The following is a 25758-nucleotide window of genomic DNA, read 5'->3' on the forward strand; positions in this document are numbered from 1 at the left end:
AATTCCTCTTCTTCATACTTTAATCAATATACAGAGAAGATGGGGTTTCCATGAGTAAGGACAAACAGCTTACACGTTCATTTACATATCAGGTTATCATCGGTTTAATCGTATTAAGTCTTTCCTTTGCAGCAGCGATGCTTTTTGGTGCAGCCGACACAACGGCACGTGATGTGTGGCTGGCGCTGACTTCTAATGTGAAGTCGGAAAGCGTCACCATCATCCGTGAATTGCGACTTCCCCGTGAAATCGCCGCCATCTTAGTCGGAGCCGGGTTGTCTGTCGCCGGTGCCATCATGCAGGGGATGACGAGAAATCCACTGGCTGATCCTGGCCTGCTTGGTTTGACGGCCGGAGCTAACGCTGCTCTCGCTGTCACACTGGCGATTTTTCCATTAACGAATTACCTTGGGATGACGATCGCCTGTTTTATCGGAGCGGGCGTAGGGGCAGGTCTTGTGTTTGGTATCGGTTCGTTAAAAAGGGGAGGATTCTCGCCTTTTCGGATCGTACTGGCTGGTGCTGCCGTGTCTGCGTTTTTGTTTGCTGTGGCGGAAGGGATCAGTCTTTATTTCAAAGTATCGAAGGATGTGTCGATGTGGACAGCCGGCGGGTTAGTCGGGGTGTCATGGGTACAGGTTCAGGTAATCCTGCCGTTCATCCTGATTAGTCTCGTCCTATCCTTTTTGCTTGCCAGGCAGTTGACGATCCTCAGTCTCAATGAGGAAGTAGCTGTAGGTCTCGGTCAGAAAACAACCCAGATCAAAGCAATCTTATTTGTCCTGATTATCCTGCTGACCGGTGCTGCCGTAGCGGTGGTTGGTAATATCGCGTTTCTTGGCTTGATGATTCCCCACATCGTGCGCCCAATTGTAGGGAAGGATTATCGCGCGATCCTCCCGATGTCTGCCGTGTTCGGTGCTTCTTTCATGTTACTGGCTGATACGGTCGGTCGGACGATCAACGCACCATACGAAACACCGGTAGTTGCGATTATCTCGATGATGGGATTGCCTTTCTTCCTGTTCATTGTGCAAAAGGGAGGGAGGAGTTTCTCATGATCCATCCAGCTCTTATTAAAAAACAACGCTTGCTTATGGTGATTTTAACCTTCCTAATTTTTATTACGGTCCTGGTCAGTATGGGGCTTGGCTATTCTTCTGTATCCTTTGATCGCATCCTCCCGACGTTGTTTGGAAACGGAACCTTCAAAGAAGAATTTGTCCTGTTTTCGATTCGGCTGCCCCGGATCATTATTACGTTGCTGGCGGGGATGGCGCTTGCCCTGTCGGGGGCAATCCTGCAGGGAATCACCCGCAATGATTTAGCGGACCCAGGTATCATCGGAATCAACGCGGGAGCGGGAGTTGCAGTCGCTGTGTTCTTTTTATTTTTTCCAATTGAAGCAGGCTCGTTCGTGTATTTCCTTCCGTTGGCAGCTTTTCTTGGTGCCTTCCTGACAGCCTGTCTGATTTATATTTTCTCTTATCAAAAGAAAGTGGGGATTCAGCCGACCAGGCTGGTACTGGTCGGTGTCGGTTTTTCCATGGCGTTATCAGGAGCCATGATTGTGCTCATTTCTTCTGCGGAACGGGAAAAAGTCGATTTTATTGCAAAATGGCTCGCGGGGAATATTTGGGGCACCGATTGGCCGTTTATTTGGGCGATTCTGCCATGGCTGATCATCCTCGTTCCTTTTACGTTATTTAAGGCCAACCGGCTGAATCTCCTGGGGTTAAGTGAGCCGGTTTCTATTGGTGTCGGCCTCGCGATTGAAAAAGAGCGGATCGTCCTGCTGGTGACGGCAGTAGCCCTGGCTGCATCGGCTGTATCGGTAACCGGAGGAATTGCTTTTATCGGATTGATGGCTCCTCATCTCGCTAAGTCGTTAATTGGTCCAAGAAATCAACTATTCCTGCCTTTGGCACTGTTGCTTGGCGGATGGCTGCTGTTATTTGCGGATACAATCGGACGCAATGTGCTCGAGCCGGACGGGGTTCCAGCAGGTATCATGGCAGCGTTGATCGGTGCTCCTTATTTTATCTATTTATTGTTGAAGAAGGTTTAACTCGCTTGCTGCAGGTAGGCACTCCTTACGACGGGTGACTGACCCACTGTATGAGGTGCTTTGGTTATTAATTGGTTTTACCAGTAGGGACATTTTATTAAAAGTGAGCGGGCTAGGTTCAGGCACCCTGGGTGGGGGCGCTGTTGGTTCATATATTAAATACGAGCCAATTTAATCGTAGAATGGTAAAATATAGATAGATATTCTACGAGAGGGAGAAATACATGGCTGGAAGCAAAACTAACAGGAAATTCAAAATAGCGTTGAGAAAAGTTTTCTTCAAGAATGTTCTCCCGTTGCTGCTTGTTATTGGCTTGATTCAGTTTTTTGCAAACAACCCGATTGATATTAATGTAAGCAGTCTTACTAATGAAAAAAAGGCGAATCTATCAGAGCAAGTGTTGCAGTATGAAGATATAGTGGAGAAATACGCAAAAGAAGAGGGAATAGAAGATTATGTTCCTATTATTCTAGCCTTGATGATGCAAGAATCTGGTGGGAGAGGGGACGATCCGATGCAAGCTTCCGAATCCTATTGTGGTTCTGTCGGTTGTATTGACGATCCGGAAAAATCGATTGCACAAGGAGTTTCCTATTTCGCTCTCACCTTGGAGAAAGCAGATTATAACGTTAAATTAGCTTTACAATCGTATAATTTCGGAGCGGGATTTATCGATTATGTCATGAATCATGGCGGGAAATATACGCAAGAGTTAGCGATCGAGTTCTCGGCGATGAAGTACGAGGAGTTACAGCATACTGGTATCTATAGCTGCATTCGCGAAGAGGCTCTGCAGTATGATGCTTGTTACGGGGATATTTATTATGTAGATGCGGTATTGGATTATTACGATGAAAAGAACAATGAAAATATGAAAGTGGCAAATTTTTAATAGAAGGGTAGAGGCTGTTTCCTAAGTTTATCAAAGGCTTAGGAAACAGCTTTTTTGTGTCCTCTTACAAGTTAGTAGTTTCGCTTTATCATAATGAAGGGCAAGAGCCTCGAAGAGAGAGGGAGCAAATATCACTATGGTTGCTTTTTTACACTCAAAAAGTGCTATTGCTCTTTCTGTCGAAGTATGGAAAGATGAATATAGATTCCTATTTCAGGGAGGCAAAAGCGTGACTAGTAAACTCAAAGTTTTTGAAAGTAGTACCTATGCTGGCCACCTTCATTGTGCCATTATCAAACTGCCTGGCGTGGAATATGATGCCAGCGCCCAGGGGCCAACCATCGGTTATCGCGTAAGTGGTCAAAAGTTTAAATTCGCTACCTTGCATGGTGGGAAGGCGTATCAATCACTTGTTTTACATATGGAACCTGGAAACCCTGATTCGAATATTGGAAAAGTAAAGCAGCGAGAGGTCCAGAAAGTATTGGATTTTGATATCCTTCATTGCAGGAGCCACCTGTTGAAGCGTCATGAAGTGTATATTCCTTTTGAAAAGCTGGATTGTCTGAGTGCGTTTGCCAGTATTCAGCCATTTATCAATGAGGCGATGGAAAGCCAGGAGAAAGAAGGAAGGATTGTGGTTTAATCCTTCCTTCTTTTGTGTGATAAAAGCTATGAATCATTAATGATTTTATAGGAAACACTGCTCCATTGAGGGTTTTTAGAAAGCCAGGTTATTGTGCTATTTTTTCCTTGAACAAAGGCATGACTTCCTCTGCTACCAGCTTCATGGATTCTAGTACTTTTTCATGTGGCAGCCCGCCAAAATTCATTAACATCATGATATGATCGCAGCCAGCTTCCTCATATTTTCTCAACCGTTCGATTACATCCTCAGGGCTGCCTATTAACAGCTGTTCTCTAGCTTCTAAATCTTCAAATTTTGCTGACTTGCCGTATAGACGCGTATCTAAATATAAATTTAGATGTTCCTCTGCACCTTTTATTGCTTCTTCTCTTGTAGGTGCCACATAGGTGTGTAAGGCTAAGGGAATGTTTATTTTTTCTGCGTCGTGTCCAGCTTCTATATAATGCTGCTTATAATCATTGAGAATTTCCTTCAACGAGGAAAGGGAGTCGCTTGCAACATAGGGTACCCCCATTATGTTGTAGCCCATTCTGCCAATATGCTTTGCCCCATTGGCACTAAGGGCACCAATCCATACAGGGACTTCTTTCTGCTTAGGGATAACTTCTAATTTCACATCATTAAATTGAAAGTATTCGCCGTTATGGGAAAAGGTCTCTCCGGTCCAGGCTTTTTCAATTACAGCCAATGCATCGTTGAATTTGAAGGCTTTGTCTTTCCCGTTAACATTAAACCCCGCAAACTCATGTGGTAAATAACCACTTCCAAGTCCTAAATTTAGCCGCCCATTGCTTAACACATCTAATAGTGCGTAATCCTCAGCTACCTGGATTGGATTTTTGAAGGGGAGCGTGACAATGGAAACTCCAAGACGGATGTTTTTCGTTCTTTCTGCTACTAATGTCAATAACATTTGTGGGGAGGTCAGAATGCCGTATTCACTGAAATGGTGTTCTGCAAACCAAACAGAATCGTAGCCTAATTGATCGGCAGCCTCCGATTGTTCCACAACTTCGAATAGCAGCTCCTCCGGTTCACGTCCTAAACGATTTTTGTAATTATCAAAAACCGTAAACAATCCAAATTTCATGTTAAAACCTCCAGTAGATTCATTTGATTTAAAAAAACCAGCAGTAATGGAGCTCGTCTATGACAGCATCATGCTGTAAACAAGTTTCCAATACTGCTGGTTGTTGTACTCGCTTTTATATGTATGCGTTTACAAAATTCATTATATTCAAACTGCTTTTGGAAGTCAAGGAGTGGTTATATTATCAAATATGGAAAAAGAAGGAGTATGAAAGTTGCTGGTAGAATATAAATTTTGAGGGGTTACATACAAGAATGAATTTATAAAAACTAGGAGGAAACTATGGGGAGAATCATTCATTTCGAAATTCATGTCGATGACATGGAGCGGGCGAAGACGTTTTATGGTGAGGTGTTTGGATGGAGGTTTGAAGATTGGAGTGAGTTTGCCGGGATGCCTTATTTCGGAGCTGTGACTGGCGATGAAAAAGAGCCGGGAATAAACGGTGCTTTGATGCAGCGGCAAAGTGCTCCTCCAGAACTGAACCAGGCTGTGAATGCTTATACGTGTACCATGGGAGTGGAAGACTACGACACTATTGAAGCTAAAATTCTCGATCAGGGAGGCAAGGTTGCAATGCCGAAATCTGCCCTGCCAGGAATGGCATGGCAGGGATATTATATTGATACCGAAGGAAATATTTTTGGTATTCATCAACCTGATGAAAACGCTAAATAGTATTTTAAAGTAAGAACCCTTTTTTAGGGTTCTTTTCATTCACTGGTATTTTCTAATGCTAGAGGGAAAAAAGTAAGGAGGGACAGCATGGAAGTGGGAAAAGAGTATCTACGTATCGTTATAGAGCGGTTTGAAAGCTTAAAAGACTTTGGAGAAAAATCTATCAATCAGCTATCTGAGGAAGATATTCATTGGAAGTATAATGAAGCTTCAAATAGTATTGCGATCATTGTAAAACACTTGAGCGGGAATATGGTTTCCAGATGGACAGATTTTCTAACTTCGGATGGGGAAAAACAAAGCCGAAAGCGTGATGAGGAATTTTAAGATGATATCTCTTCCAAAAACGAGCTGCTCAAACTCTGGGAGTCTGGATGGAGTGCTTTATTTACGGCCTTAAAATCTTTGAGTGAAGAGGATTTGTTACGTCATATAACTATCAGGGGAGAAAGCCATCTTGTTTTAGAGGCGATCGAGCGGCAAATGGCTCACTATGCATATCATATTGGGCAGGTTGTCTACATTGCTAAGCAGCTGAAGGGCAAGGACTGGAAAAGCCTGAGCATCCCAAAAGGGAAGTCAGAGGAATACCTTAACCAAATGCTGGAGAAACACAAGGGGGAAGCGGATGATTAAAGATTCCAAGGGGGTATACCACTTTATTGGAATTAGTGTGATGCTGGGGGTCAGGCACCGTTTTTGATGGTATTTATCGGAAAACAACTAAAAGGCGAAGAGTGAGAAAGCCTCAGTATTTCTAAAGGGAAGTCGGAGGAATACCTGAGACAAATGCAAGAGAAGCATCAAGGATCCAAAGAATAGTAAAATAACGGTACCTGCCCCTCCATTGTGCTAATGCTCTAGCATGCTGAGGGTCAGGCACCGTTTTACCGTTGAGCTATTTTTCGCATTCCTTCTGAAATAAGATCAACCATAAATACAAGGATGATATAGCAAATGAGGTAGAGCGTAACTTCCGTGTAATGAAACCAGCTCATACTCAGTTTGAATTCGTGTCCTAAACCGCCAGCTCCAACCAGCCCTACGACCACTGTTGTACGGATAATGACTTCCCAGCGATAGACAATGTAAGAGATAAACTTTGGCAGAACAGTCGGGAAAATTCCATATAAAAAGATTTGGGGTTTAGACGCACCGGAAGATGCCAGACTTCTCACAGCTCTCAGGTCCATATCTTCAACTGTTTCGGCACACAGTTTTCCCAGTATGCCAAAGTTATGCAAGGCCAGCGCGATTGCTCCTGGTAATATACCTGGTTTTAAAATCAATATTATAATCATCGCCCACAATAATTCTGGCACAGCCCTTGATACGATATAAAACATCCGAATGATCCCATAGACCAACCATCCATACCATGCTCGGGAGAGGGTCAGCATACCGTTTGCAACAGTTCTTGCAGCGGGAATTACTGTTATGAGCATTCCCAGTGTGGCAAAGCCGACTGCCATTACACTCATCACCAGTGTTTTAAAAGATAACACGGCGGCTGATTTCCAACTCTCTGTACTAGTAAAAGCTGGGTTTTCCACTCCTATCCCTGCGAGGCTTTGGAGAAACTCGATAGTAAACTGCTTATTCTTTTCAGAAAAAAGGCTAAGGAAGTCTGCATCTTCCATGGTGAAAATAAACATCCATGACGTGATCATTAACAGGATAGCGGCAAGGATTGACCCCCGGACAAATCCGATTTTAAGATGTTTATGATTCATGCTACCAGCCTCTTTCTCAACATCTGACTCCATAGATCAACGATCATCACCATTCCGATTAAGAAATATAAAAATGTCCAGACTTCATCATAGTTTAGATCCTGCATCGATAACTGGATTTGAAATCCGAGCCCGCCTAATCCGATGAAGCTCATAATCGCAGAGGAACGGATGGCACATTCAAACCTGTAAAACGCATAGCTGACCAGGTCAGGGGCGGCAAAGGGAAGGTACCCGTAAAGAAGCTGCTGGAGACGTGTGGCTCCAATGGCTCTAAGTGCATGAAGCGGCTTTTCCGGTACATTTGTAAATATATCGGAAAACACCCTGCCTAGAATACCACTATAAGGAATGGCGATGGCAAAGATGGCGGCAAAGGGTGAAATTCCAGTCGCTGCAACGAATAATAAAGCCCAGATGAGTTCATGGATAGCTCGTGAAAATCCCAGCAGGCCACGAAAGAAATTTTTCACAACATAATGGCTCGCTCCACGAACTGGCATAAGGATGCCGGATGATAGCACGCCAAAAACAAATCCGAACAGTACCGCCAGGGTCATCCCGGCGACCGCATAAGCCAGTGTTATCCAGGCAGACCTGAAGGCAAGCCTCAGAGTTTCCAAAGAAAAATCGGGATGAAGCATGCCCTGGATCATCTGTACCATTGTGGAGAATCCCCCGGCGTGAACGATTTCGCCTCCCCATTCCACGAAAAAAAGGCTAATGACAAACGCAAGCAACATCACGATTGTCAGAACGTTTTTACTATGGAAATACCTGAGTTTATGTTGCACTTTGCGTCCGCTCCGTTAGCTGATAGAGTTGAGCCAGATCTTCATTGGTAATCGCAGCTGACTTCCGGTCGAAAAAGATTTGGCCATTCCGGAGCGCGATGATCCGGTCAAAATAGGTTTTCGCCAAATCAAGGGAGTGGAGGCTTGCGACAAGTGTTTTGTTTTCTGATTTCACCAGTGAAACCAAGATCTGGATGATATCCTCCGCTCTTGCCGGGTCCAGGGAGGAGACAGGTTCATCTGCAAGAATCACTTCTGGATTCTGAACAAGCAGCCGCGCTAAAGCGACCCGCTGCTGTTCGCCGCCTGACAATTGTGAGGTTCTGTCATAAATTTTATCTGAAAGGCCTACTCGTTCTAAAGCTTTCATGGCTGTTTGCTTTTCTTGTGGGAAAATGAAAGACCATAACGATTTCCAAAATCCCCAGTCTGCTAATTTACCAGCTAATACATTATGGATAACAGGAAGTGGACTTACAAGATCGAATTGCTGGCGAATAATCCCTGCTTTTTTTGCTAATTCTTTGGGGTTTCGATAAAGGGAGGTGGCCTTATCCTCCAGGAGGATGGTTCCGGCGTCCGGGAGTTCGATGGCTGCTAACATATTCAACAGCGTGGATTTCCCTGCACCACTCGGTCCGATTAACGCGACCACTTCTCCTTTTTTAATGCGTAAAGACATAGGAGCTACTGCCTGCAGGTCGCCATAAGCCTTCGCTGCCTGCTCTACTGTAAATGAATCACTCGCTGTCATTTTCTTCACCTGCTACTTTATAATTTCCAAGGCCTCGGCAACCTCTTTAATCGCCTGGTAGTTTTCATTTTTCGTTGCGATGAAACGGTCTGTATGGAAAAGCTTCAAAATATCCTCTTGTTCCTCATCCATATTCAGCAATGCTTCTTTTACCTTTTGTTTCGTACCTTTGCCGAACGTTTCGTTTACATTGTTAATGGTCCAGTTATAATCATAATAAGCCGGGGTTGTATAAAAGACTTCCACCTTGTCTGTATCAACTTTCCCTTCTTCTTTAGCACTCTCCCAAACCAATTCGTTCAGGACCCCTGCCTGAAAAGAGCCGGATTCTACTAATTGATAGGTGGCATCATGTGAACCGGAATAATTTGGTTCGCCGTCAAAGTACGTTTGTGGATCAATTCCCGCTTCTTTCAAAAAGTGGCGCGGCATTAAGTGACCGGATGTCGAGCTCTCACTGCCGAATGTAAAGCTTTTACCCTTCAAATCTTTAAGACTATCGATTTCCAAATCGCTGTTCGCGATAAAAACGGAATGAAATTCTTTATCGCTGGGTCTCTGGGCAATGGCCTCTGCACCTTCCACCTGATTTCTGGCCTGTACCCCAGTGAGCCCGCCGAACCATGCAAGCTGAATTTCACCACGGTTAAAGGCGGTAACTAGCGCTGCATAATCCTGGGATGGCACATATTCCACGTCCAGTCCCGTCTGTTCACTCAAATACTCGGTAAAACGGTTAAACCGCCGATTCATGTCCGAAACATTCTGATCCGGTATCGCACCAACCTTAAAGGTTGGGGTTTCACCTTTTTCATTGCTTTCCCCATCTCCGTTAAAAGTTCCTTCATTCGCACATGCAGATAGTGCTACTGTTAATAATAAAATCACTATGTAAAAATACTTACGCTGCATCATAAACCCTCCCCTTAATAAGTAAATCTTATATATTATAAAACAAAAACTTATAACCGATAGTGAAAATTATAGGCTGAAGTTAGTCAGGAGTAAAGTGTGTTTTAGAGGAAGCCGGCTTTGTTTGCATGATTTGGAGTAGTATAATGGAAGAAAAGTTTAAATTTTGGATGTGACGTATTTGAATCTGAACCATTTGAAAGCATTTGTAAAAGTTGTCGAACTGAAAAACTACCAGGAAGTAGCAAAACTGATCGGGGTTTCACAGCCGGCCGTCAGTCAGCGCATGAAAGCACTGGAGGATCATTTTCAGACAAAGCTGATCAGCAGAACTCCACAAGGGATATCACTGACCCCTCAAGGGGAAATGTTTTATAAAGAAAGTAAGGAAATACTGGGTAAATGGGAACGGTTGGAGGATTACTATTTACAAGCCCAGCCGACAGGCAATTTAACGATCGGGGCCAGTACGATTCCGTCCGAGTATCTGTTACCTAAACTATTAAAGGATTTCCGCAGTCACTATCCATCCGTTCATTTCAGCATGCGGGTAGCAGGGTCCCGGAATATTCAGGACCTGCTTTTGGAAAGAAAGGTAGATCTGATTGTAACAGGAGAACCTGATCGGCATGAGAAAGTTCAATCAATACCGTTTTTTGAAGATCATCTGACCTTAATCATGCCGAGGTCTACACCAGAAGACAACCTGGTAGTGGAGGATTTATTTCAATATGGCTGGATTGTGCGGGAACAGGACTCGGATACGAAACTTACATTTGAACAAGCACTTTCCTCTAAAGGTTTTCAGGTTCAAAATTTACATGTGGTTGGACAGGTTGGCAGTTCAGAAGCTGTCATAGCAGCGGTTGAAGCGGGGCTCGGTATCTCAGTGGTTTCTTCGCTTGCTGCTGAGCGTGCAGAAAGGTATGGCAGAATAAAAACTGCTGCAATCATAGATTTAGACATATCGAGAAACTTTTTCGTCTCTTGTCACAAAGAAAATCAACATCTATCTACCATTGACACATTTATAGACTTTGTCACAACGGAGGTATAATTGTTTTAAATGACGGTGTCATGACCGTGCCTGACCCCCAATGCGGTGATGCTTTAGCATGCTGGGGGCCAGGCACCATTTTGTTTAATCATTTCCTCAAAAAATTCTGATTGCTTGTGGAAATTAAAGGACATAAAGTTGAGGTGAATTTTGTGAGTGAAGGTATTTATCTGTTACAAGACAACGGTGAACTAGTAAAAATGAATGAGCATGCTTATGATTCAAAAGAACTTTTACAAGGATTGGTTGAAAAATATCCTAACCTATTAGCGGGAGAGCAGATGGATAATGAATCACCAAGGAAATGGCTGCTCGTGTCACGCGAAGTGGCTATTGCTTCTGAGGAAGAGGGATCTAATAGGTGGTCAGTCGATCATTTGTTTATTGACCAGGATGGGGTCCCAACGCTGGTCGAAGTAAAAAGAAGCAGTGATAAGCGTATTCGCAGAGAAGTAGTTGGGCAATTGTTAGAGTATGGGGCAAATGCCACCATGTATTGGCCGATTACTATAATTAGAAACAAATTTGAGTATAGATGCGAAGAATTAGGTCTTGATTCAGAAAATGAAATAGCCTCACACACTGATGGAAAAGATTAGGAAACATTTTGGGAGTCAGTAGAAACAAACCTGAAGATGGGGAAAATAAGAATGGTATTCCTGGCTGATGAGATTCCTTCCGAACTAAAGCGAATTGTCGAGTTTCTTAATGAGCAGATGACTCCTGCTGAAGTACTAGCAGTCGAAATCAAACAGTTTGCAGGAAACAATCTAAAAACGCTGGTTCCTCGAGTCATCGGCCAAACTGCAGAAGCTGCAGGTAAGAAGAAAAGAAACAAGCCAGGTAAACGTTGGGACTATCATTCATTCTTTAACGAAATAGAAAGTAAATTAGATAAAGAAGAAGTTCAACTAGCCAAGCAGATATATGAGTGGTCTGAAAAGATGTGCAATTGGATATGGTGGGGCCAAGGAAGAGATGAAGGTTCCTTTGTACCGATGTATGAGCATAATAAAAAATATCAATTGTTTGCAGTGAGGACTGGAGGGTATGTTGAACTTTATTTTCACACCTATCAAAGCAGGCCCCCATTTGATAAGGAAGAGAAACGACTGGAATTGCTCAACCGAATTAATTCATTATTAGATGATGAAATTCCACCCGAAGCGATCACTAAGTATCCTAAAGTCCCTTTTTCTATGTTAAAGGGTCCGGGGAAAATCGAAGAATTTCTTGGTGTATATGAATGGTTTATTAAAGAGATAAAAGAGTATTATAATGGGTAGTTTTTATTGAAGTTAAGGCACATTCGTTAACTAGGACGGTGTGTCTTTTTTGTGTTATTGGAGGATTTTTCCTATTTTTGTCGAAAAAGGTATTTACTAATTCTATTAATAGAAGAAATACTCCTGGGTAGGTTGAGTACTATCAACAAGTATTTGAGAAGATGGATATTAATAAGGTACTAGCTGAACTCATTTTTATATGCATAAGGGGTAAAGCCTTGTTAAGAACAGGGAGGGACGGCATGGAAGTAGGAAAAGAGTATCTACGTATCGTTATAGAGCGGTTTGAAAGCCTAAAGGATCTTGGAGAAAAATCTTTCAATCAGCTACCTGAGGAAGATATTCATTGGAAATATAATGAAGCTTCCAATAGTATTGCGATCATTGTAAAACACTTGAGCGGGAATATGGTTTCCAGGTGGACGGATTTCCTGACTTCTGATGGGGAAAAGCCGAGCCGAAAGCGTGATCGGGAGTTTGAAGATGATATCTCTTCCAAATACGAGCTGCTTAAGTTATGGGATTCCGGATGGAATGCTTTATTTACAGCCTTACAATCTTTGAGTGAAGAGGATTTAATGCGTCATATCACTATCAGGGGAGAAAGCCATCTCGTCTTAGAGGCAATCGAGCGGCAAATGGCTCACTATGCATATCATATCGGGCAGATTGTCTACATTGCTAAGCAGCTGAAGGGCGAGGATTGGAAAAGCCTGAGCATACCAAAAGGAAAGTCAGAGGAATACCTTCATCAAATGCTGGAGAAACACAAGGGGGAAGCGGATGATTAAAGATTCCAAGGGGGTATACCACTTTATTGGAATTAGTGTGAAGTTTTAATAAGGAACAGAGGAAAAAATATTGTTCAAACTATACATAACAAGACACGGGGAAACAGAATGGAACGTACAAAAACGGATGCAAGGCTGGGGTAATTCGGAACTGACGGAAAATGGCATGGAAAATGCTCGTGTATTAGGGGAGAGCCTAAACTCTACTGCATTTGATGCCGTCTACTCTAGTCCAAGCATGCGAACCAGAAAGACGACGGAATTGATTCTTGGAGACCGAGAGCTTCCAGTTTCTTATGAGGATAAGCTGAAAGAGATCCATGTCGGGGACTGGGAAGGTCAGACCAAAGAATTTATTGAAGAGAATTACGGCGATGCCTACCATTGTTTTTTCAACACGCCCCATCTCTATGAACCTTTTAATGTCGAAAGCTTTTTTGAATTACGGGAAAGAGTAGAGGAGTTTCTGGAGCAGCTTAAGCGCACCCATTCATCTGGAAATATCCTGATTGTTACGCATTCGGTGTTTATTAAAAGTTTGTTGGCGGTAGTGAAAGGACTTCCAATTGAAGAGCTATGGGAACCGCCGTACATCCAGGATACAAGTCTTAGCATCGTAGAGATTGATGGGGACGCGTATAAAGTGGTTGTGGAAGGAGATGTATCCCATAAGGTAGTAAAATAGTAGATAAAATAACAGTGCCTGCCCCCTACTGCGGTAATACTTTCTTATGCTGGGGCCAGGCACTGTTTGTGTTGATCTCTATACTATATCTATCAAACAGGTATTTTACTGTTAATGATCGCCTTATCACTCGAAGGATCGAACTGTTGTTTTTTGTGGTAGCTGAAGTAGGAACCAAATAGTAAAATGTAAAAGATCAAGAAGGAACTTACAGGATCCCCAACAGAGAAAGTCGAGTACATAGCTCCCGTAATATCAATCGCAAAACCGGCGTACGCCCATTCAGTAATTCGAGGAAAACCAGGAACTAATATCGCAATCACACCCAGTAATTTGGCAATTCCGAGAAAAGGGATAAGGTAGGCAGGGTAACCTAAGTGGTCGAATAATGAGATGGCATCGGGGTGAGATAGAATATTAGTAATACCACTAAAGAGCATCAATGCTGTCAGAAGACCTGTGGAAATCCAATAAACAATTGATAGTTTTTTCACTTTATCTTCCTCCTTTATTTTACTACGATATAAAGCTTATCATTTATTATTGCTGAACGTTTCTTCTGAATTGCTAACTTTTTATTAAGGCTTGCAGGAAGTATCAGACAGGACTCTTATAACAAGAAACTTGCTAATTATATTAAAATAGGGTATCAGCAAAAAGCTGAAAACGAACTTTTAAATATTGAAGAACTTTCTTTCTGTCGGTTCTGCCGGTCTTGATGGTGTCTTTACGGACTTCTCTAGTGCCAAAAACTATATTAATGAAAAAGTTCGAAGACAGGCGTCCTTCTAACAGGGTGTCTGTTTTGTCTTTATTTACAAAAGCAATAAAATAAAGAAAGGGAGAAGAAATACTGGCTTTTGATAATATAGTTTGTGTAAGAGCTCTGAGTAAAAAAGAGGTAGGGTATCTTAAGAGAACATTTAACAACTGGTATATGAAGAAAGAGCTAAATTATTTAGCAAGGAAACTAATGAAGATTAAACAGAATGCTCTGGACCTTGGAGCAGAAAATTACGCAGGATGATGGAATGAAATAAACATCGAACCTTCAAGATAAGATGGCGATTATCCTTTAAGCGATGGTCGCTTTTTTTATGTAAGAAAAGAAAGGATCTTAATTGAACGGGTCCTATAGTTACTCGCAAAAATGTTTTGACCAAGGTGGTCATCAATGCTATCATTAAAATGACCGTAGTGGTCAAATGGTTAGCGGAAGGAGGTTACAGACATTAAAGCAAATTTCTATAAGTTAAATAATGATAAAAGAGAACTAATTATTAATGCGGCAATAAAGGAATTTGTACAAAATGGATTTAATAAAGCATCAACAAACGAAATTGTAAAAGAAGCACAAATATCAAAAGGTTCCTTATTTAATTATTTTAAAAGCAAAAAAGATCTTTACGTATATGTAATCGAATACAGTGTGCAAATTATCGAGCAGCTTTATGAACAAATAGATTTAAATGAAACAGATCTTTTTAAAAGACTCGAACATATTGCAATACAGAAAATGTATATCCAAAAAAAATACCCTCACGTATTTGATTTTCTGGCTCAGTCTGTCCAGGAGGAGTCGAATGAAGTAAAAGAGATTATTAAAAGCAAAGTCGATACAATCTATGCTCGAGGTACGAAGCTAATCTATCAAGATATTGATTATTCCAAGTTTCGTGAAGACCTCGATATCGAAAAAGCAATGGAACTCCTGAATTGGGCAATGTTCGGGTTTGGGGAGAAAGCCACCCGGCAAATAAATACCTTTGAAGATATGGCTGAATTTGGAGAGCAATATCTTAAAGAATGGGAGGTCTATGCTGAAATACTGAAGTACAGTTTTTATAAGAGGGAGTTTAGGGGCAATTAGCAAGGGGGGAGAACCTTATGTTCATCATTTTTGTTATTTTACAAAGTTTTCTGCTTATCTCCATGTCTGTGGCCGGAATAAGCAAGCTCGCTGGTGAGAAGAATCAAGTCGAACTGTTTGAGTCGATTGAACTGCCTCAATGGTTTCGATTTGTCACCGGGCTAGTCCAACTAGCCGGAGCAGCCGGGCTTCTCATAGGATACTGGTATCCTGAGGTGGCCGCATTGGCCGGTATATGGATAGGCATTACGATGTTCCTGGCATGCCTATCCCATTTCAGAGTCAAGCATCCTGTTGGAAATGCGATACCGGCACTTGTGATTACTTTGATTGCAGCCAGTCTTGTATTTGTGTATGCATACGGCATGTCGCATCCTTTTCCCCTTACTTAAGAAGGGTAGGTAGAGTGGTACTTTGAATTAAAAAAATAACGCTAGGAAAAATAATAGAATGAATCCTCACGTTATCGAATATTCACGTAATGCCAAAAAGAACTGGATAGGCAATATTCTAGACGGCTGATTGAAAAAATGAAAAGGAGTGTTCCCTGATGACAAATAGTAGAAAGAATCGTAAAGTGGATGGATTTTTGAAAAAAGCCAAACAGTGGAGGGAAGAATTTGAGACGTTGAGAAATATCGTTCTTGACTGTGAGCTGGACGAAGATATTAAATGGATGCATCCTTGCTATATGCATGAAGGGAAAAACATCGTTTTAATACATGGCTTCAAAGAATATTGCGCACTGCTGTTTCACAAAGGAGCATTGTTAAAGGATCACCATAAGATTCTAATTCAGCAAACCGAGAACGTACAAGCGGCACGACAAATCCGGTTCACGAATGTTCAAGAAATAGTGGAAATGGAAACTATAGTGAAAGAATATATTTATGAAGCCATTGAAGTTGAAAAAGCCGGTTTAGAAGTTGAAAAGAAAAAAGAATTCACAATTCCTGAAGAACTTCAAAATAAATTCGATGAAATCCCTGCCTTGAAAGCTGCTTTTGAATCATTGACGCCGGGACGGCAAAGAGCATATATTATTTACTTTTCTAAAGCCAAAAAACCCCAAACCCGAGAGTCAAGGGTTGAAAAATATGTGGAGCATATTCTCGATGGAAAGGGGTTGAATGATTAGTAAAAATTAGTGGTTTGAAATTATTAACAACGATTGCGGTGAAGCTTTTAAAACGATATCTAGGAATCAATCCTCTATAAATAGTTGGCTTTAATGATGTCCCTGATCTCCACGGGGCTAATAATTTAGCATGCTGGGCGGCACACTTTATTAATAAGTATGGAAGAAATGTGTAAATTCGATTTCCTTTTGATTACATTAGGGATTTAAAACAAATTTTTTGTTAGTATAGAACTGTAGCACAAGCTGCCTGCCAAACGCCCGCCCCCTGGCGTTTGGTAAAATAACTTTCCAACATGAGCCGGGACGTAAACACTGTGGTGTTTGCGTCCTATTTTTTTGTGGAGTTAAAAGTATCTTTACATATATAAATACACGTGTAAAATTATAGCTGAGAGGGGGCTTTTTTTTGATGAACAGGTGCTTACTTGTGATTGATTATACCTATGATTTTGTGGCAGATGATGGTGCGTTGACATGTGGTAAGCCAGGTCAGGATATAGAACCTGACTTGCAATCGTTAGTGAAACAGTGGGTAGAGGACAACGAACCGGTTGTTTTTGCGGTGGATCTTCATCAACAGGACGATCAGTATCATCCGGAACACAAACTCTTTCCTCCCCATAACATTGAAGGGACAGATGGCAGAAAGCTGTATGGTTCGCTTCAGGAATATTATGAAGAAAACAAAGCCTTGGATACTGTAAGATGGATGGATAAAACAAGATATAGTGCGTTTGCCGGTACAGACCTTGACCTTTATTTAAAAGAAAGAGGAATCAATGAAATTCACCTTACTGGTGTCTGCACGGATATTTGTGTGCTCCATACGGCTATGGATGCTTACAATTTAGGATATTCTATCGTTATTTATGAACATGCTGTCGCCAGTTTTAATGAAGAGGGGCATAAGTGGGCGCTTGGCCATTTTGAACATGTACTCGGTGCCAAAGTTGTAACTATTGATGAACGAGTTGTTTAATATGAATATAATCTCTTTATCCTTTTTTAGAGTATATATAAAGGATTTTTACTTAACAAAAGCGAACCCGTTATATATTAACCAATGATATAGGGGGAACTTGATGAAACTAGGAGCATTTTCTATAAGTTTAACTGTGAAAGACATTAACAAATCAAAAGATTTTTATGAAAAATTAGGATTTCAATCCTTTGGGGGAAATACTGATCAAAATTGGATCATTATGAAAAATGAAGATTGTGTTATTGGTTTATTTCAAGGAATGTTCGAGAAGAATATCTTAACTTTCAATCCTGGCTGGAATCAAAATGCAGAAAACATTGAGCCTTTTACAGATGTTCGAGAACTTCAAAAACAGCTGAAAGAAAACGATATTAAACTATTGTCTGAAGCTGATGAAGCTAGTGAAGGACCAGAAAATATTATAATCGAAGACCCTGATGGTAACCCAATACTAATTGATCAGCACAGATAAATTAGTATGGAGAATAGATAGGGTTCTTGGAATAGAAGGCGAATTATCATTACGTTCAGAGAACTATAGATAGAACATGATGAAAGGCAGGGTATCCATAACAAGGGTACCTTTTTTACATATTTGTCAGAACCAATTGAGTGCCAGAGGGATAGAATTAGAAATGCGAGGTGGGAGTTATACAATGGTTTTTCGCTCAAAAGTGGATAAATTTTTCATTAACTTTATCGTAATAGCCGTACTAATTATAGGTGCGGGGACATTTTGGCCACTATTTCTTGAAGGTGGAACTGAATTACCAGTGGTTCTAATACTGATAGCCATATACTTAGTTGTCGTTAGTTTTATATTATGGACTGCCTTTTCAGTTACGTATGTTTTCCATACAGACCATTTATTAGTAAAAGGTGGACCATTCCGAAGTCGAATTCCCTTTGATCATATAACAAAAATCTCACCTACCACAGATATTTTCACGGGTTACAGAATACTATCCTCCAGAGATGCCATTGAAATTTTTTATAAGCGTGCCGTTTTAGGAAGTGTAAAAATTTCACCAAAAGATAAAAATATGTTCCTATCCGAACTAAAAAAACATAATCCAAACATACATATTAAAGCATAAACTGTATATTGTTGCAGTAAATTGTATCAAAATTTTATAAAGGAGCATTCCTGTAATGAAGAAATTTGCAGGGGATATCAAAGTAGAGTGCGAATGCATAAAAAAAGCCCCCTTGGTACGATAGGGAGTGTCATCACGATGACCTCGAATTGAGTACCGAAGGAGGACTTCTACTATGGATTTTACACAAAATGAGCGCTTAGCGCAAATCAATGAAAGCACACTGATTATCGGTGTCGATGTAGCCAAAAAGAAACATGTGGCGCGGGTGATTGATGATCGGGGGCGAGACTTGGCCAAAAGGCTAGTGTTCGCAAACTCCCATCAGGGTTTTTCAACGCTTCTCATCTGGGCAAAAGAACTGGCGGATAAGCATGACCGACCAAACATCATCATTGGCACGGAGCCGACCGGTCATTATGGGATGAACCTGGCTTATCATCTGAAAAACAAAGGCATCCATGTGGTGGGCGTGAATCCGATGAAGGTGAAAAGGTTCAAGGAAATGGATGATGACTCCCCGACGAAAAATGATACGAAGGATGCCAAAGTCATCGCTCAAATCATTAAAGACGGACGTTTTCATGAACCCACACTACCCGAGGATGTGTACGCCGAATTGAGGGAAGGCATGAAACTCCATGACATCATCCAGGAGGATTTGTCTTCCATTAAAGCTCAGATGCATAATGCGCTGGATCGTTACTTCCCGGAGTTCCTGGATGTCTTCAAAGACTGGAAAGGGAAAGCAGCTCTCCACCTTTTGGAAAAGGGCTATCTTCCTGATGATATACGAAAGGCTTCGGAAGAAGACCTGATGGCCGAAGTGAAAAGCGCTGCCCAACGGGCCGTGGGGATGAAACGGATCCAGGCATTAAAACAGGCAGCTGAAGACAGTATCGGGCTGACGGTCGGTTTACGCATGGCCCGTGAGGAATTCCGTTACCTGGTTGACCAATACAAGGCTCTGGAAGAACGTATCCTCGCTCTTGAAGCACAACTTGAAGAACTCGTTCTTCTGATCCCGGGGGCGGAACAGATGACCGCCATCAAAGGGGTCAGTATCATAACGGTGGCCGGTTTCTTTGCGGAAGTCGGTGATTTGTCGAATTACAGAGATCCACGCCAAATCATTAAATTAGCGGGACTCAATCTTATGATGAATCAATCCGGCAAATTCAAGGGCCAGACTACGATCACAAAACGAGGGCGAAAACGACTGAGAAAGCTTCTGTATCAGGTTGCACGGCCCCTCTCGATTCATAATAAAGCCTTTCGAAAGCTTCATGATCATTACCGTCACCGGTCCGATAATCCCCTAACGGGGAAGCAATCGTTTATCGCGTTAAGCCGAAAACTCGTGAAAATCTTTTATGTACTAGGAACACGCCAGTGTGCCTTCAGTGAAGAACGCATGATCCGGGATATCCCCGGTCTTTCAGGCTTACAGGAAGCTGCCTGAACAAAAAAGATCCATTCCGTTTAAGATCCATTCTTTTGAACATTCGAAGCACGGAGAAGCCGGTCGTTATTATCACCGTTAGGGCATTGACCCGCTTAAGGAGCATTTCCGGTATCCACCATGGTCAGGTTGAACGAAGGAATTTTCGCGCATTGACGCCGAGAGACGTGGGAGGGTCCACCGCCATGAATAACGTGGAGGTCCAAGGTGCGATTATAGGAAATCAAACCATTTAATGGAAAAACCCCATGGATGTGTAGTTGGTGTTATGCCTTAATTCCATAAATACCCTTTATTGATAGATAAATGAATGACCAACCCCCATCAGCTTTGAAGAATAAAAAAGAAACGGGAGAAAAACGGAGGAATTCTAAGAGAACTTTAATTTATAGAGGGAGGTAAACAACGTGAGTATTCATTTTGATGTAACAAGGACTATCCATGTATCTAAGCAAAAAGCATACGACTCTTTACTTGATCTTGATGCCGCGAACCATTGGATGAAAGGTTTAGTACGAATGGAGCGTTTGGATGATGGACCAATGAAAGAGGGAAGTGAGTGGAAAGAAACAAGAAAGATGTTTGGGAAAGAGGCATCTGAGTATTTTGAGGTAGTAGAACTTTCTGAACCAGATAAAATTGTGCTTCGCTGTGATGGTTCGAAAGGAACAACCGGTAAAGGAGAATATATTTTTACATATCTTGTCCGTTCTTCGGGAGAATCTTCTAACATTGTACTTAACGGCGAGATCAAGGGGCTTACTGGCTTGTCAAAATTATTTGGTAAGCTGATGGTCGGGTCCTTTAAAAAAGCATGCGCAAAAGATATGGATGCGTTAAAAAGTTATTTGGAGAATGGATGAAGAAAAGCACCTGTTCCTTTTAACTGAATGAGTTTCAGCCCAAATAGTATTTATAACGAATGATATATGAGGTGATTTAAATGAAAGTTTGCGTAATATATGGGAGTACAAGAGAAAATGGAAATACAGAGCTGTTAACAGAAGAAGTAGTTAAAAACTTACCGGACGTCATCAGAATTGATCTTAAAAGGTATCATTATCATGATATTATTGATCAAAGACATGACAAAAGTGGATTTTCTCCCGTGGATGATGAGTACGATCAAATCATTGACCAAATCATTGATTGTGAGGTTTTAATTTTTGCGACACCTATTTACTGGTATGGGATGAGTAGTGTAATGAAACGTTTTATCGATCGCTGGTCACAGACGGTAAGAGATGAAAAATACCCGAATTTTAAAGGACAAATGAGTCAGAAAAAAGCCTATATTGTTGCGGTCGGTGGAGATGAGCCACGTGTGAAAGGTATCCCGCTTGTCCAACAGTTCCAGTACATCTGCGAATTTATCGGTTTAAATTATAAAGGATATCTATTAGGGGAAGGTGGGAAGCCTGGAGAAATTCTTAATGATAAGACAGCTTTAGAGGATGCACATAAGTTAGGAGAATTGATAAAGAGAAGAGCTTGAGGGTTGTGACGTGCCTGCCCCCCATTTCGCTAATGCTTTAGCGTGCTGGGGGGCAGGCACTTTTTTATTCTTCGGGATTCGTTTTTTCAATCGGGAGAAATTCAAAGATCTCTCCGGAGTCAATGGATTGGGCCAGCTGCTCCAGCCAATGACAGTAACTCCTGTATTCCTCCAATTGTTTTAAATCCTGTTCTGCCCGTTGCTTTAAATCTTCCCCTGTGTTTTCATCTTCGAGGATTTGTTCCAGCTTCTCTTGAGCATAATTGATGGCAGTCAGGTTTAATTTGGCTTCTCTCTCCCACTTATCACCGAAGAACTGGGAAAAATAATGAAAGAAATTTTTCTCGGCCAAAAACAGGTCTTTCCGTGTTCCTTTTTTCCAGACTTTCTTCACAATATTGATGTCTTGTAATTTACGGACGGCGGTGCTCATACTCGGTTTGCTCATGCCAAGTTCATCTTTCATATCATCAAGGGTCTGGGGATCATGCTTGAAATACAGGGTTGCGTATAGTCTGCCGATGGATGGGGTGACGCCGTAAAGGTCCATGGTTTCGGCGATTGAGTTAATGACTGCGCGTTCTGCCTGTTCCAGCAATTCTTCTGAGTTCTTCTGATTTTCTTCCATTGCAATCCCTCTTTTCCTATGTTTCGCACTATTCAATAAGTTAAATATAAATTTAACTACTTTAATATTAACTATAACGCAACTTTTAGGAATGTCAAAAGAGAAAATGAGTGTTGGTTTACAACGAAAATCGAGTATGCTACTATTAATTGTGTTAAATACGTTAAAAATAAATTTAATAAAGTTAATATAAAAGGAGTGATTGGCATGAAAAAAATGTACATCAATGGGGCTTGGACGGAAGCTCGTTCCGGAAAAACAAGGGAGATCATCAACCCATTCAATCAGGAAGTTATCGCTACAACAGCGGAAGGGGACGCAGAAGATACGAAACTGGCGATCGCTGCGGCACGGGAAGCTTTCGATCATGGGGAATGGAGTCATACCCCTGCTTCTGAACGAGGAAAAAAAGTACTCGAGATTGCCAGATTGATAGAAAGAGGTAGGGAAGAACTGTCGGAATTAGAGTCTCTCGATACCGGAAAAACCATTGAAGAAAGCCGTGCCGATATGGACGATATTGCAGAGGTTTTCCGTTATTTCGCAGGGCTGGCTGATAAGGACGGCGGAGAAATAATTGAATCCCCAATCCCAAATAGCCAAAGTAAAGTTGTTCGTGAACCGGTTGGCGTGTGCGGGCAAATCACCCCGTGGAATTATCCGCTGTTACAGGCAGCCTGGAAAATTGCCCCGGCGCTTGCAGCTGGCAATACCATCGTAATGAAACCGAGTGAAATAACACCACTTACAACAGTAAAGGTGACGGAATTAATGGAAGAAGTCGGTTTTCCGAATGGTGTCGTCAACCTGGTTCTCGGTGAAGGAGCGACTGTTGGTAATGAACTGGCTGTCAGCCATGACGTCGACCTTATTTCTTTTACCGGCGGCATTGTGACAGGCAAGAAAATTATGCAGGCAGCAAGCAGCAATGTGAAAAAAATTGCGCTTGAGCTTGGCGGAAAAAATCCGAACATCGTCTTTGCGGATGCTGATTTTGATACAGCCGTTGACCAGGCTTTGAATGCAGCTTTCTTCCATGCCGGGCAAGTTTGTTCGGCAGGGGCCAGGTTACTCGTGGAAGATTCGCTTTATGACCGCTTTGTCGAAGCACTTGCGGAAAGAGCGAAGCGAATTAAACTGGGCAACGGATTCGATGAGAATACAGAATCGGGTCCATTAATTTCTGCAGAGCACCGGGCTAAAGTGGAAAAATACGTGGAGATCGGAAAAGAGGAAGGAGCTACTGTGTTAGTTGGCGGCTCCCGGCCTGAAGATCCTGAACTTCAAGACGGCTTCTTTTATTTGCCGACGATCATGACTGATTGCCGTTCCGATATGACAATCGTGCAGGAAGAGGTATTCGGCCCTGTTTTAACGGTCGAACGGTTTGAAAATGAAGAAGAAGCGGTGCGCCTTGCGAACGATACGATCTATGGTCTTGCCGGTGCCGTCTGGACGACGGACGTGGATAAGGCCGAACGCGTAGCTGCCCAATTACGTATGGGTACCGTTTGGATCAACGACTTTCACCCTTATTTTGCCCAGGCGCCGTGGGGTGGATATAAGCAGTCAGGAATTGGACGTGAGTTAGGCAAGCCTGGCTTAGAAGAGTACACAGAAACGAAACATTTGTATCGGAATCTCAAACCAGAGCCGATTAACTGGTTTAAATAATTGTTTTAGAATAAATGAGCGTGTTTGGTGAATTTCAAGGAGGTTTGTAAGATGAGTGAAAGATATGATTATGTAATTATCGGCGGTGGGAGTGCAGGTTCTGTACTCGGTAACCGCCTTAGTGAAGATGGCAATCGCAGCGTGCTGATTCTCGAGGCAGGACGCAGTGATTTTTCGTGGGATCTGTTAATTCAAATGCCTGCGGCTTTACCATTCCCATCAGGGAAGAGCTTGTATGACTGGAAATACGAATCGGATCCTGAACCTTACATGGGGGGACGGCGCATCAAGCATGCCCGGGGGAAGGTGCTCGGCGGTTCGAGTTCCATCAACGGCATGATTTATCAGCGCGGTAATCCGAAGGACTATGAACGCTGGGGCGCCGACACCGGGATGGAGACGTGGGATTTTGCCCATTGTCTTCCTTATTTTAAACGCTTGGAAAATGCTTTAGCAGCAGATCCGGATGATGAGTACCGTGGGCACGATGGTCCGATTAAATTAGAGCGCGGACCGGCAAAGAACCCTTTATTCCAGGCTTTCTTTGACGCAGCTGTAGAAGCTGGCTATTCCCGGACACCGGATGTTAATGGGTATCGTCAGGAAGGGTTCGGCCCGTTCGATAAGCATGTGTATAAAGGCCGACGTATGTCCGCATCCCGTGCCTATTTGCATCCCGTTAAATATCGTAAAAACCTTACCATTAAAACACGTGCATTCGTGAAAAATATCGACATTAATGGGGATCGGGCAGACGGTGTCACATACCAGCGGAACGGCAAGACGCATCAGGTGACTGCAGGGGAAGTAATCCTTGCCGGCGGTGCTATCAATACGCCGCAGCTGCTTCAGTTATCCGGTGTGGGTGACCCGGAACACTTGCGATCCGTTGGCGTGGAGCCGAAAGTGGACCTGCCAGGGGTAGGGGAGAACCTGCAGGATCATCTGGAAACCTATATTCAATACGCTTGTCCACAACCGGTTTCTCAGCAGCCTAACTTGAAACTATCACGCATGCCTTGGATTGGCTTGCAGTGGATTCTCGGACGGAAAGGCCCGGCAGCCACCAACCATTTTGAAGGGGGAGGTTTCGTACGTTCCAATGAGACTGTCGACTATCCTAACCTGATGTTCCACTTCCTGCCGGTAGCGGTGCGATACGATGGGCAAAAAGCGGAAACGGAACACGGATTCCAGGTTCATGTGGGACCGATGTACTCCGATGCCCGTGGGTCATTAAAGATTCGTTCCAACAATCCTAAAGAACACCCAAGCATGGTTTATAACTACCTGTCTACGGAACAGGACAAACGGGAGTGGGTAGAAGCGATCAGGGTTTCCAGAGAGATTATGGCGCAGCCAGCCATGAAACCTTACAATTCAGGAGAAATTTCACCTGGTCCGTCTGTACAAACAGATGAAGAGATTTTAGATTGGGTGGCGAAAGATGCGGAGACGGCACTTCATCCATCCTGCACGGCTAAAATGGGACCGGATTCTGACCCGATGGCAGTCGTCGATCCGAAAACGATGAAAGTCCACGGGCTTGATAACGTACGCGTGGTGGATGCCTCTGCTATGCCGTACGTCACAAACGGAAATATCCATGCGCCGGTGCTGATGTTAGCGGAGAAGGCAGCAGACTTAATTCTCGAAAAAGAACCTCTCAAGCCTATTAATATTGACTACTATCGTCATGGAGTGGATCCAGTTGACGCAGGTACAGTTACTAGTTAAGTATGATAGATGATCAAAAGAGCGTTGAATTGCACAAGCAATTTGACGCTCTTTTTTTAGTGGCTATGTGACTGTTTAATATACGAAGCAAAAAAAGAACTTCCTTAAAGTTTAAGGGAGTTACTAATCTTGTATCACATTGCCAGACCCAATACGCTTATGCTTTCGTATGCTCGGGGACTGGCATTTTTTCTATTGTTAATGGCATTTATTCTTTGCAGGTTTTGGCAGCATGTTTATTAGCAAAGTGGTATAAGTCAACGAGCCTTCGAATGAATGAAA

28 protein-coding genes and 2 pseudogenes are annotated in these 25758 nt (G+C 42.5%); 23 read left to right on the top strand and 7 right to left on the bottom strand.

What is annotated here, in order from left to right:
* The first annotated feature begins 50 nt into the window (after positions 1-50).
* The 4 genes from ACGTN9_RS12760 (at position 51) to ACGTN9_RS12775 (ending at position 3607) form a co-directional block, all read left to right on the top strand.
* Entirely contained in the window at positions 51-1061 is a 1011-nt protein-coding gene (locus tag ACGTN9_RS12760) for a FecCD family ABC transporter permease (protein WP_499593338.1), read from the top strand.
* The gene (locus tag ACGTN9_RS12765) at positions 1058-2068 is read left to right on the top strand and encodes a FecCD family ABC transporter permease (RefSeq protein ID WP_499593340.1); all 1011 of its coding nucleotides are present in this window, start codon (positions 1058-1060) and stop codon (positions 2066-2068) included. The genes ACGTN9_RS12760 and ACGTN9_RS12765 overlap by 4 nt, the downstream gene beginning before the upstream one ends.
* A 224-nt stretch (positions 2069-2292) precedes the next feature.
* Positions 2293-2961 (top strand): lysozyme family protein, encoded by a 669-nt coding sequence (locus ACGTN9_RS12770; protein ID WP_499593342.1) that lies wholly within the window; start codon positions 2293-2295, stop codon positions 2959-2961.
* 229 nt (positions 2962-3190) lie between these two features.
* Entirely contained in the window at positions 3191-3607 is a 417-nt protein-coding gene (locus tag ACGTN9_RS12775) for a hypothetical protein (RefSeq protein WP_499593344.1), read from the top strand.
* An 88-nt stretch (positions 3608-3695) separates the two neighbouring features.
* On the opposite strand, the gene ACGTN9_RS12780 is transcribed toward ACGTN9_RS12775, so the two are convergent.
* Entirely contained in the window at positions 3696-4700 is a 1005-nt protein-coding gene (locus ACGTN9_RS12780) for an LLM class flavin-dependent oxidoreductase (protein WP_499593346.1), read from the bottom strand.
* A 282-nt stretch (positions 4701-4982) separates the two neighbouring features.
* On the opposite strand from ACGTN9_RS12780, the gene ACGTN9_RS12785 reads away from it, so the two are divergent.
* Positions 4983-5378 (top strand): VOC family protein, encoded by a 396-nt coding sequence (locus tag ACGTN9_RS12785; protein WP_499593348.1) that lies wholly within the window; start codon positions 4983-4985, stop codon positions 5376-5378.
* Positions 5379-5465: 87 nt separating this feature from the next.
* A pseudogene (locus ACGTN9_RS12790) lies at positions 5466-6014 on the top strand (DUF1572 family protein).
* Between the two features lie 251 nt (positions 6015-6265).
* On the opposite strand, the gene ACGTN9_RS12795 reads toward ACGTN9_RS12790, so the two are convergent.
* The 4 genes from ACGTN9_RS12795 to ACGTN9_RS12810 form a co-directional block, all read right to left on the bottom strand.
* Entirely contained in the window at positions 6266-7111 is an 846-nt protein-coding gene (locus ACGTN9_RS12795) for a PhnE/PtxC family ABC transporter permease (protein WP_499593353.1), read from the bottom strand.
* On the bottom strand, positions 7108-7776 hold the full coding sequence (locus tag ACGTN9_RS12800) for a PhnE/PtxC family ABC transporter permease (protein WP_499593356.1): 669 nt from the start codon (positions 7774-7776) through the stop codon (positions 7108-7110). Before ACGTN9_RS12800 ends, ACGTN9_RS12795 begins: the two co-directional genes overlap by 4 nt.
* Positions 7777-7894: 118 nt before the next feature.
* The gene (locus tag ACGTN9_RS12805; RefSeq protein ID WP_499593358.1) at positions 7895-8659 is read right to left on the bottom strand and encodes a phosphonate ABC transporter ATP-binding protein; all 765 of its coding nucleotides are present in this window, start codon (positions 8657-8659) and stop codon (positions 7895-7897) included.
* A gap of 12 nt (positions 8660-8671) precedes the next feature.
* On the bottom strand, positions 8672-9571 hold the full coding sequence (locus ACGTN9_RS12810; RefSeq protein WP_499593360.1) for a putative selenate ABC transporter substrate-binding protein: 900 nt from the start codon (positions 9569-9571) through the stop codon (positions 8672-8674).
* 172 nt (positions 9572-9743) lie between these two features.
* Here ACGTN9_RS12810 and ACGTN9_RS12815 point away from each other — a divergent pair, with 172 nt between their 5' ends.
* The 5 genes from ACGTN9_RS12815 to ACGTN9_RS12835 all read left to right on the top strand — a co-directional run bounded on the left by ACGTN9_RS12815 (position 9744) and on the right by ACGTN9_RS12835 (position 13390).
* Complete coding sequence (locus ACGTN9_RS12815) at positions 9744-10628, top strand: selenium metabolism-associated LysR family transcriptional regulator (protein WP_499593543.1); 885 nt, start codon at positions 9744-9746, stop codon at positions 10626-10628.
* A gap of 152 nt (positions 10629-10780) precedes the next feature.
* Entirely contained in the window at positions 10781-11227 is a 447-nt protein-coding gene (locus ACGTN9_RS12820; RefSeq protein WP_499593362.1) for a hypothetical protein, read from the top strand.
* A 36-nt stretch (positions 11228-11263) separates the two neighbouring features.
* Positions 11264-11914, top strand: coding sequence for a hypothetical protein (locus tag ACGTN9_RS12825; RefSeq protein ID WP_499593364.1), 651 nt, complete (start codon positions 11264-11266; stop codon positions 11912-11914).
* A 242-nt stretch (positions 11915-12156) separates the two neighbouring features.
* Positions 12157-12705: a DUF1572 domain-containing protein gene (locus ACGTN9_RS12830; RefSeq protein WP_499593366.1), complete on the top strand. Its 549-nt coding sequence runs from the start codon at positions 12157-12159 to the stop codon at positions 12703-12705.
* Between the two features lie 70 nt (positions 12706-12775).
* Entirely contained in the window at positions 12776-13390 is a 615-nt protein-coding gene (locus ACGTN9_RS12835; RefSeq protein ID WP_499593368.1) for a histidine phosphatase family protein, read from the top strand.
* Between the two features lie 92 nt (positions 13391-13482).
* Here ACGTN9_RS12835 and ACGTN9_RS12840 read toward each other — a convergent pair whose 3' ends face one another.
* Positions 13483-13884 (bottom strand): DoxX family protein, encoded by a 402-nt coding sequence (locus ACGTN9_RS12840; protein WP_499593369.1) that lies wholly within the window; start codon positions 13882-13884, stop codon positions 13483-13485.
* A 785-nt stretch (positions 13885-14669) separates the two neighbouring features.
* Here ACGTN9_RS12840 and ACGTN9_RS12845 point away from each other — a divergent pair.
* The 10 genes and pseudogenes from ACGTN9_RS12845 to ACGTN9_RS12890 form a co-directional block, all read left to right on the top strand.
* A pseudogene (locus ACGTN9_RS12845) lies at positions 14670-14789 on the top strand (TetR/AcrR family transcriptional regulator); the annotation flags it as partial.
* A gap of 30 nt (positions 14790-14819) precedes the next feature.
* On the top strand, positions 14820-15260 hold the full coding sequence (locus ACGTN9_RS12850) for a hypothetical protein (RefSeq protein ID WP_499593371.1): 441 nt from the start codon (positions 14820-14822) through the stop codon (positions 15258-15260).
* Between the two features lie 17 nt (positions 15261-15277).
* Entirely contained in the window at positions 15278-15652 is a 375-nt protein-coding gene (locus tag ACGTN9_RS12855) for a DoxX family protein (RefSeq protein WP_499593373.1), read from the top strand.
* Positions 15653-15810: 158 nt separating this feature from the next.
* A complete protein-coding gene (locus ACGTN9_RS12860; RefSeq protein ID WP_499593375.1) occupies positions 15811-16398 on the top strand; it encodes a YdeI/OmpD-associated family protein in 588 nt (195 codons plus the stop codon).
* A gap of 412 nt (positions 16399-16810) precedes the next feature.
* Positions 16811-17380 carry a cysteine hydrolase family protein gene (locus ACGTN9_RS12865; protein WP_499593377.1) on the top strand — a complete coding sequence of 190 codons (570 nt, stop codon included), beginning with the start codon at positions 16811-16813 and terminating at the stop codon, positions 17378-17380.
* Positions 17381-17483: 103 nt separating this feature from the next.
* Entirely contained in the window at positions 17484-17855 is a 372-nt protein-coding gene (locus ACGTN9_RS12870; protein ID WP_499593379.1) for a VOC family protein, read from the top strand.
* Between the two features lie 136 nt (positions 17856-17991).
* Entirely contained in the window at positions 17992-18480 is a 489-nt protein-coding gene (locus ACGTN9_RS12875) for a PH domain-containing protein (protein WP_499593381.1), read from the top strand.
* 175 nt (positions 18481-18655) lie between these two features.
* The gene (locus ACGTN9_RS12880; RefSeq protein ID WP_499593383.1) at positions 18656-19942 is read left to right on the top strand and encodes an IS110 family RNA-guided transposase; all 1287 of its coding nucleotides are present in this window, start codon (positions 18656-18658) and stop codon (positions 19940-19942) included.
* Between the two features lie 407 nt (positions 19943-20349).
* The gene (locus ACGTN9_RS12885; protein WP_499593385.1) at positions 20350-20805 is read left to right on the top strand and encodes an SRPBCC family protein; all 456 of its coding nucleotides are present in this window, start codon (positions 20350-20352) and stop codon (positions 20803-20805) included.
* A gap of 80 nt (positions 20806-20885) precedes the next feature.
* Complete coding sequence (locus tag ACGTN9_RS12890) at positions 20886-21437, top strand: flavodoxin family protein (protein ID WP_499593387.1); 552 nt, start codon at positions 20886-20888, stop codon at positions 21435-21437.
* 64 nt (positions 21438-21501) lie between these two features.
* Here the strand turns inward: ACGTN9_RS12890 and cudC are convergent, their stop codons facing one another.
* The gene (gene cudC, locus ACGTN9_RS12895) at positions 21502-22065 is read right to left on the bottom strand and encodes a choline uptake/conversion transcriptional regulator CudC (RefSeq protein ID WP_499593389.1); all 564 of its coding nucleotides are present in this window, start codon (positions 22063-22065) and stop codon (positions 21502-21504) included.
* Positions 22066-22272: 207 nt separating this feature from the next.
* On the opposite strand from cudC, the gene betB reads away from it, so the two are divergent.
* Positions 22273-23739, top strand: coding sequence for a betaine-aldehyde dehydrogenase (gene betB / locus ACGTN9_RS12900; RefSeq protein WP_499593391.1), 1467 nt, complete (start codon positions 22273-22275; stop codon positions 23737-23739).
* Positions 23740-23790: 51 nt separating this feature from the next.
* Positions 23791-25476, top strand: coding sequence for a choline dehydrogenase (gene betA, locus ACGTN9_RS12905; protein WP_499593393.1), 1686 nt, complete (start codon positions 23791-23793; stop codon positions 25474-25476).
* Positions 25477-25758 lie beyond the last annotated feature (282 nt).

The sequence above is a fragment of the Halobacillus sp. B23F22_5 genome (assembly GCF_043497085.1).
In the GTDB taxonomy this organism is placed as follows: Bacteria; Bacillota; Bacilli; order Bacillales; family Halobacillaceae; genus Thalassobacillus.